At 63.5% G+C, this 8,246-nt stretch carries 7 protein-coding genes; 3 read left to right on the top strand and 4 right to left on the bottom strand.

What is annotated here, in order from left to right:
- Nucleotides 1–67 precede the first annotated feature (67 nt).
- From choV to EOC93_RS14085, 3 genes are all read right to left on the bottom strand, one after another.
- Nucleotides 68–1,249: a choline ABC transporter ATP-binding protein gene (gene choV, locus EOC93_RS14095; RefSeq protein ID WP_127204915.1), complete on the bottom strand. Its 1,182-nt coding sequence runs from the start codon at nt 1,247–1,249 to the stop codon at nt 68–70.
- The gene (gene choW, locus EOC93_RS14090) at nt 1,246–2,100 is read right to left on the bottom strand and encodes a choline ABC transporter permease subunit (protein ID WP_095484202.1); all 855 of its coding nucleotides are present in this window, start codon (nt 2,098–2,100) and stop codon (nt 1,246–1,248) included. The genes choV and choW overlap by 4 nt, the downstream gene beginning before the upstream one ends.
- 123 nt (nt 2,101–2,223) lie before the next feature.
- A complete protein-coding gene (locus tag EOC93_RS14085) occupies nt 2,224–3,159 on the bottom strand; it encodes a choline ABC transporter substrate-binding protein (protein WP_127204914.1) in 936 nt (311 codons plus the stop codon).
- Between the two features lie 266 nt (nt 3,160–3,425).
- Here EOC93_RS14085 and EOC93_RS14080 point away from each other — a divergent pair, with 266 nt between their 5' ends.
- From EOC93_RS14080 to EOC93_RS14070, 3 genes are all read left to right on the top strand, one after another.
- Nucleotides 3,426–4,031: a thymidine kinase gene (locus EOC93_RS14080; RefSeq protein WP_095484199.1), complete on the top strand. Its 606-nt coding sequence runs from the start codon at nt 3,426–3,428 to the stop codon at nt 4,029–4,031.
- A gap of 91 nt (nt 4,032–4,122) precedes the next feature.
- A complete protein-coding gene (locus EOC93_RS14075) occupies nt 4,123–5,322 on the top strand; it encodes a glycosyltransferase family 4 protein (RefSeq protein ID WP_127204913.1) in 1,200 nt (399 codons plus the stop codon).
- Between the two features lie 124 nt (nt 5,323–5,446).
- A complete protein-coding gene (locus EOC93_RS14070; protein WP_127204912.1) occupies nt 5,447–6,814 on the top strand; it encodes a Mur ligase family protein in 1,368 nt (455 codons plus the stop codon).
- Here the strand turns inward: EOC93_RS14070 and EOC93_RS14065 are convergent.
- Complete coding sequence (locus EOC93_RS14065; protein ID WP_126105240.1) at nt 6,783–8,093, bottom strand: Mur ligase family protein; 1,311 nt, start codon at nt 8,091–8,093, stop codon at nt 6,783–6,785. The two genes, EOC93_RS14070 and EOC93_RS14065, sit on opposite strands and share 32 nt — an antisense overlap.
- Nucleotides 8,094–8,246: the final 153 nt, after the last annotated feature.

The following is an 8,246-nucleotide window of genomic DNA, read 5'->3' as shown; positions in this document are numbered from 1 at the left end:
GGCAGGACAGAGGGGGGCGCGACAAAACTCGGCGTTTGGTCTTCGTTCTCTCCCCGAGGCGAAAAAACTACCGCCTCAACACCGCGCTCAACACATCCCTGATGCCGATGGCGCCGACGAAGCGCGACTGATCGTCGAACAGCGCCACGGGCGCGGTCTGCGAGCGGTGCATGGCCAGCATCACGGTTTTCAGCGAGGTGCCGGGATTGGCCCAGAACACCTGCGCCGTCTCCTCCGGCTGCGCCTCGACATCGGCGCAGGACACCCAGAACGCCGGCTTGCCGTCACGCTCGGCCGCCGCCACCAACCCGTGCTCGTCGATCTTGAAACGCGTCGTCTTGCGGCGGTCGAGCCACACCCAGCCGTCCTCGCCGTGGTCGAGGTCGCGGCGGTCGCGCATCACGTTCCAGGCGGTCAGCACTGAGAGCGGATTCACATTGGCGATGAAGTCGCGGACATAGTCGTTGGCGGGGCGCAGCACGATGTCTTCCGGCGCGCCGGTCTGCACGATGCGCCCGCCTTCCATGATGGTGATGTGGCTGCCGATCTTCAGCGCCTCCTCGAGGTCGTGGCTGACGAAGATGATGGTCTTCTTCAGCTCGGCCTGAAGCTGCAGCAATTCGTCCTGCAGCTTGGTCCGGATCAGCGGGTCGAGCGCCGAGAACGGCTCGTCCATCAACAGGATCGGCGCTTCGGTGGCAAAGGCGCGCGCCAGCCCGACGCGCTGCTGCATGCCGCCGGAAAGCTCGTGCGCGTATTTCTTTGCCCACTGGTCGAGATTGACCAGTTTGAGCTGGCGATGCACGCGCTCCTTGCGCTCGGCTTCCGGCACGCCGGCGAGCTCCAGGCCGAGGCCGACATTCTCCTCCACCGTGCGCCACGGCAGCAGGCCGAACTGCTGGAACACCATCGCCACCTGCTTCTGCCGCAGCCGCCGAAGGGTCGCCTCGTCGCAGGTGACGACATCGACGGTCTTGTCGCCGTCCTTGACGAGAACCTGGCCGCGCGAAACGACGTTCAGCCGATTGACGGCGCGCAGCAGCGTCGACTTGCCGGAGCCGGACAGGCCCATGAGCACGGAAATCTCGCCTTCATGCACGGTGAGGCTTGCCCCGGCGCAGCCCAGCACATTGCCGGTCTTTTCGAGGATCTCGGCGCGGGTGGCGCCGCTGTCGATGAGCGCCAGCGAGCCGGCCTGATCGCTGCCGAAGACGATATCGACATTCCTGAAATCGACGGCGACGGTCATTTCTTGCCTCCAACGCCAATGCGGGTCATCCGGTCGAGCACGATGGCCAGCACGACGATGGCGAGGCCGGCCTCGAGCCCGAGGTCGATCCTGCGCGAGCCGAGCGCCCGGTTGATCTCGGTGCCGAGACCGCCGGCGCCGATAAGGGCCGCGAACACCACCATCGACAGCGACAGCATGATCGACTGGGTCAAGCCGGCCATGATGGTGGGCAGGGCCGAAGGCAGCTCGACCTTCCAGAGCAGTTGGCGCCTGGTGGCGCCGAAGGCCTCGCCGGCCTCGATGATCGATTTCGGCACCGAGACGACACCGAGATGGGTGAGACGGACCGAGGTCGGGATGACGAAGATGATGGTGACGATCAGGCCGGGCGCGTTGCCGAGCCCGAACAAGGTCAGCACCGGGATCAGGTAGACGAAGGTCGGCAGCGTCTGCATCAGGTCGAGCACCGGCAGCATGATGCGGTAGACCTTCGGCTTGTGCGCGGCCCAGATGCCGAGCGGCACGCCGATTGCCATCGAGGCGGCGGCGGCGGCAACCACCAGCACCAGCGTCTCCACTGTCTGCTTCCAGAGGTTCTGGTTGAGGATGAACAGCAATCCGATGAAGACGGCGAGCGCCAGGCCCTTCGAGCGCTGCAGGACATAGGCGAGCAAAGCGATCAAAGCGATGAGCAGGACGGGCGGCAACAGAAGAAGTCCGTCGACCATCCCATCGAGCAGGAAATTGAGACCGTTGGAAAAGGCCCTGAGGACGGTGTTGAAATTGTCGGTGAGGAAGGTGAAAAAGGCCTTTCCCCAAGCGCCTATCGGAATCTTGTAGCTGACCAGGAATTTGGAGATCGGATCCATCTAGCCCCTCTTCTGTCGGCGCCGTCCTTGCCGGACGGTCATCTTGTCACAGGATATGAAAAAGGGCAGCCTTTTCTACGTGGCTGCCCTCGTTCCAATTATCCCGAATTCAAGGTTATCGGCTCAGCTTCCGAGCGCGGTCTTGACCGCCGCCGCCGCATCGCCGCCGTCGAAAGTGGTCACGCCGGCAAGCCAGGGGGTGACCGCATCCGGGTGCTTCTTCAGCCAGTCGGTCGCGACCGTATTGGCGTCGCCGCCCTTCAGGATCGCGTCCATCATCTCGCCTTCCATGTCCAGATTGAACTTCAGATTGGCGATGAACTTGCCGACATTCGGGCATTCGGTCATGTAGCCCTTGCGCACGTTGGTATGCACGGTGGCGGCGCCGAAGCCGCTGTCGCCCATGCCGTCGAGATAGGCGAGTTTCATGGCGCCCATCACCGGATGCGGCGTCCAGCCGAGGAAGGCGATCCATTCGTTGTTCTTCATCGACTGCTCGGCCTGGGTGAGCATGCCGGCCTCGGAGGATTCGACCAGTTCGAAACCTTCGAGATTGGTCGCCGGGTCCTTGATCATGTCGAGGATGATGCGGTTGCCGTCATTGCCGGCCTCGATGCCATAGATCTTGCCGTCGAACTTGTCCTTGAACTTGCCGAGGTCGGTCAGCGTCTTGACGCCGGCGTCCGCCACATAGGTCGGCACGACGATGCCGTAACCGGCGCCGCTGAGGTTTTCGCTGACGGTCTCGACCGAGCCGTCGGCGGTGTACTCCTTGATGTCGGCGGTCATCGACGGCATCCAGTTGCCGAGGAAGACGTCGAGGTCCTTGTTCTTCAGCGACGCGTAGGTCACCGGCACCGAAAGCTGGATCACTTCCGGCTCGTAGCCGAGCGCGGTGAGCAGCACCGAGGCGACGCCGGTCGTCGCCTGGATATCGGTCCAGCCGACATCGGAGAGACGCACCGTCTTACAGCTTTCCGGATCGGCGGCGAAAGCTGCACTGGTGGACAGGAAAGCCGCGAGGCCGAGGCCGGCGGCGAAGGAATTGAGACGCGACATAAAAATTCTCCCATTTCGATTCTTTGGCGAAGCGAAGTTACGGTTTTTATCTCCGCTTTGTTTCGTCAGCCAAACACCATTCTGGTGCGGTTTCAAGCAATAAGGCAATCGCGATCAACGGCGCGGACTGGCCGATCAGCGACACGCTGCCTGCTGCTCCAGCCGCTTTTCTGCTGGCCAGCCGCTTTCCGATGAAATGCGCCTTTCCGGTGGAATGTGAGGACGCCCCCTCCCCGCGCCATGCGAACTCGGCTTAAAAGGGCGGCATGGCCAAGCTGTACTTCCACTATGCGACGATGAATGCCGGCAAGACGACGATGCTGCTGCAGGCTTCCTACAATTACCGCGAGCGCGGCATGACGACGATGCTGTTCGTCGCCGGCCACTACCGCAAGGGCGATACCGGGCTGATCTCGTCGCGCATCGGCCTTGAGACGGAAGCCGAGATGTTCCGCGACGGCGACGATCTGTTCGCCCGGGTCGCCGAGCATCACGACCATACGACGGTGCATTGCGTCTTCGTCGACGAGGCACAGTTCCTCGAGGAGGAGCAAGCATGGCAGCTCGCCCGCATCGCCGACCGGCTGGACATCCCGGTGATGTGCTACGGCCTGCGCACGGATTTCCAGGGCAAGCTGTTTTCCGGCTCGCGTGCGCTTCTGGCGATATCAGACGAATTGCGCGAGGTGCGCACCATCTGCCGCTGCGGCCGCAAGGCGACGATGGTCGTGCGCCTTGGCGCGGACGGCAAGGTGGCGAGGCAGGGCGAACAGGTGGCGATCGGCAAGGATGTCTATGTCTCGCTCTGCCGCCGCCATTGGGAAGAGGAAATGGGCCGCGCCTCGCCCGACGATTTCATCGGCTTCACCTAAAGCGCACATGCTTTTGTGCGACATGCATTGAGCCTGACCAGCCCTATTTCGCTTTCATCGGTGCCCAGCTACGATCCAGGCGGGGGCCAAAATGAAAATTCTGCAATTCACGGTCGACTGTCCGTATCCGCCGGTTTCGGGCGCCGAAATCAGGAACGCCGCCAATGCGCGGGCGCTCACCGCGCTCGGCGAAGTTCTGACCGTGAGCTTCACTGGCGGGCCGGCGCCCTCCCCGCCGCCCAACATCCGGCACCGGATCATCGAGGCGGCCCGCGGTCGCGGCCCCTGGCAGAAGCGCAGCGCGCATCCGACCGTGCATTTGATCCCGGCCGACGAACTTGCCGAAGCGGCCGCGATCTGGAAAAATTTCGCGCCCGACCTCGTCGTGGTCGAAGACATCGCGCTTTCGCAATTGCTGGCGTTGGCCCCGGAGCATGGCGGTCGGACCGTCGTCGACCTGCACAACATCGATTCGCGCACGCTGGCGGACCGCATCGGCGCGCTGTCCTTGTGGCAGCGTCTGCGGCGTTTTCGCGAGCATCGGGCCAAGATTGCCCAGGCACGCGAAGCCGATATCCTCGCCGCGAAGACGGCCGACCAGGTCTGGGTCTGCTCCGAAGCGGACCGGGCGACGCTGGCACTGGGACCGGCCCCTGCCCCTGACTTCGTCAAGGTGATCGCCAATCCCATCCCCGACGAGACCGTGCTTTCCCTGCCGATTGCCGACCGGCGATACCAGGAAATCCGCCTCTGCTTTATCGGCCACCTCGGTTACTTCCCCAACATCGACGCGGTCAAGCAGATCGGTCGCAAGATGGTGCCGCGCTTTGCGGCGTCCGGCCGCGACTGGTCGATCACCGTCGCCGGCAAGAACCCGCGGGGAATCGTGCGCCACTACTGCGCTAAGCACGGGCTCAATCTCGTCGAAAACCCACCGCGCCTGCCGGACCTGCTGGCCGCCGCCGGCTATGCGCCGATCCCGCTGAGGTTCGGCGGCGGAACCCGCATCAAGGTGCTGGAGGCGATGGCCGCCGGACTGGTCATCTGCGCCACGAAAAAGGCTGTCGAGGGGCTCTGCCTGGAAGCAGGCACGCACTTTCTGTCCGGCCGCGATGCCGGCGAGCTTGCCGCGAAAATCGTGACCTTCGCCGCAGAGCCGCAGAAGGCCGCCAGGATGGCCGATGCGGGGCGGGCGTTCGTGCGCGACAGGCATTCCTTCGCGGCGATCGAACGGACGATCCTGCAGGCCGTCGACGGCCTGTCGGCGCCGCGGCCGGCCGCCAAGCCATAACCTCACATTGGCAACGCCGGTGCAGACTCCCTCTGGCGCAACGTTGCAACGGGCTGTGGACAAGGTAGAAGATGAACACCTGTCCGGTCGTCCCGCCGGGCCGCAGGGGGGAAGTGTAGACAAAATGGAGCAACTTTCCGCACGAGCAAAACGCCTGCTCGGTCTCGACCGCGCCGGACCTTTGCGATCCAATTTGCGGCGATTGAAGGGCAAATATCGCGTAGCGATGGCGCGCTTGCGCCGTCGACGAACGAAAGCCACCGTGATCGGCATCACCGGCAGCTCGGCCAAGACCACGACGGCGGAGCTTCTGGCTCATATCCTTGAAGGCAGCGGTTCCGTTCACAAATTGACGGTGAGCAACACATTCAACCGGCTGATCGAAAAGCTTTGGCGCTTGCAGCGAAATTCAGCCTATGCGGTGATGGAACTAGGGGTCATGGCCAAGGGGGACATGGCGCGGATGGCTTCGGTTCTGAAACCCGACATCGCCATCATGACGCTGATTGCCGACGAGCACCACTCGGCATTCGGCGGCAGAGCTGCTGTCGCCGCAGAGAAACAGGCGCTGGTCGAGTCGCTGGCACCGGACGGCCTCGCCATCCTGAACGTCGACGATGATCTTATCGCGGCGATGGCACTGAACACCGTTGCGCCGTCCGTGACCTTCGGCCGCTCGGAGCGCGCCCGATACCGCGCATGCGACATTCATGCCGCCTATCCCCAGCGACTGAGCATGACGATACACTGGCCAGGCGGCGCACTTGCGCTCAGGACACGCCTCATCGCCGAACATTTCTGGCTTGCCGTGGCGGCAGCGGCTGCGGCGGCGCTTGAGCTCGGGGTCGATGCCAGGATTATCGCCGAAAGGGTCTCTACCTTCGAGCCGATGCCGACCCGGTGCGGCGTATGGCAGGTGCGTGAGGGGCCGACGTTCTTTGTCGACACGGCGAAGACGCCATTTCATTCGCTCGGGCTGGCCTTCGACATGCTTGGGCATGCCGATGCCGGTTACAAGCGCGTGGTGCTTGGTCATATCGCCGACTATGCCGGCAAGCCGGCAAAGGCCTATGGCAGCGCCTATCGCGCCGCGCGCGCGATTTGCGACCAGATTGTCTTCGTCGGCGAGCATGCCCATCGTTCGGGCGCGACACAAGAGGATCGCGACAGTGGCCGCTTCCTCGAAATGCGCTCGGTCCGCCAAGTCGCCGAGCACGTCAGGGCCACGCAACGGCCGGACGAAGTCATTCTGGTCAAAGGCTCACGCAATCTGCATCTCGAGCGCATAGCCCTTGCCGCAGACCACGATGTTCGCTGCTGGGAGCCGGTTTGCGGATATCCCAGAAGCTGTCTGGAGTGCGGGAAATACCTGATTCCATTCGAGCAACATCGGGAGATACGCGCAGCCGAGAAAGATGAACTGCGCGCGGTACGAAAACGCGCGAGCCTCTGGCGGCGCTTCACGCCCTTCCCGCGTCGTCCTTCAACCTGACTGGGCCGAAGACGTCGTCCATGACCGGCTTGATGTCGCCGACATGCGCGCCGAGCACCAGCAGGAGATCGTCCGCCGTGGCGAGGCTGGCCGCCAGCCGCAGCCCTTCCTCGTAACTGCCGGCGTTGTGGATCCGGGTTTCCGCCACGCCGCAGTTCATCAGACCTGCCTTGAGCAACTCGACAATCTTGGCTGGCGGCCGTCCGCGCCGGAAGATCGGCTCTTCGTAGCATATGAAAATGTCGAATCCCGGCGTGATCGCAGCGGCGACCCGCTCGTAGTTGAACCCTGGGCGATTGCCCCAGCAGCTGACCATGCAAAGACGCCGGCCCGAAACCGGGATTCGGGCCACTGCCGCAACCAAAGCCCGCGTGGCGGGCGGACTGTTGGCCCGGTCAACCACGATCCGGAACGGATACTGGTCAAAAATGTTGAACCGGCTGGGCAAATCTTCTGCCGAATTCGATAGCGAAAGCAGCGCCTCGGCAATGACGGCCAAAGGGACGCCGAGGGCGTCGGCAAGTGCGGCCGCAGCCATTGCGTTGGCTATGTTGTGGCGCAGGGCTCCGTTCATCGAGGAAGGCAGTTGCCAGGCGTCGACGACCAAATGGCGTGCGTCGCCCTGGCGGCGAACGATCCATTCGCGGCCCGCTTCATGTTCGACCACGAAAGCGACGTGACCTCCAGCAATGTGACGCCTGACCAGATCGTCTTGTGTCTCGAAGCCGAACAGCGTGACCCGGCCCGGGCGATATTGCTCCGCCAGCAAACGGCACGACGGGTCATCAGCACCAAGCACGACGCGCCGAGCGGCGTCTGTCACCTTGCGTTTCAGCCTGGCCATATCGGCAACGGTTTCGATGCCGTCCATGCCGATCTGCTCGTCCTGCACGTTGAGCAGTGCCGCCACGTCGCAACGTCCGAGGTAAAGCCCTCGCCGGTTAAGGCCGCCGCGCGCCGTCTCCAGAACCGCGGCGGTCACGTCGGGCCTGGCGAGCACAGTGCGCGCGCCGCTGTAGCCAGCGCGGTCGCCACTCTGGATCATCTGTCTGCCGACATAAATGCCGTCGGTCGTCGTCAGGCCGACGACATGCCCCTGACATTCGAGAATACGTGCCAGCATCCGGCTCGTCGTGCTCTTGCCGACGGAACCGGTGATCATGGCGACCGGCATCCTTGACCGCATCAGCCCACGCACTTGCGCGCGCAGCCGCCGCCGGAATTGTTTCAGTCCATTGCCGAAGTTCAAGGCGCCGCCCAGCCAGATTCCATGCGCCATTGTCGCGTCGGCTGACCAAATGTCCAGTGGCAGCCTGTCGACCGGGAAGAAACGCAATTGGTTGCTTTGTGACGGCAGTTATGCTATTGATTTGGGTATGGTGCTGATTGCGCCAACCACCCGCCGCGAGGCGGGTTTTTTGTTTCAGGCTTC

It is taken from the genome of Mesorhizobium sp. M6A.T.Ce.TU.002.03.1.1 (assembly GCF_003997275.1).
In the GTDB taxonomy this organism is placed as follows: Bacteria; Pseudomonadota; Alphaproteobacteria; order Rhizobiales; family Rhizobiaceae; genus Mesorhizobium; species Mesorhizobium mediterraneum.
The sequence above is the reverse complement of the archived record's forward strand: the minus strand, read 5'-3'. Positions and strand labels throughout refer to the sequence as shown.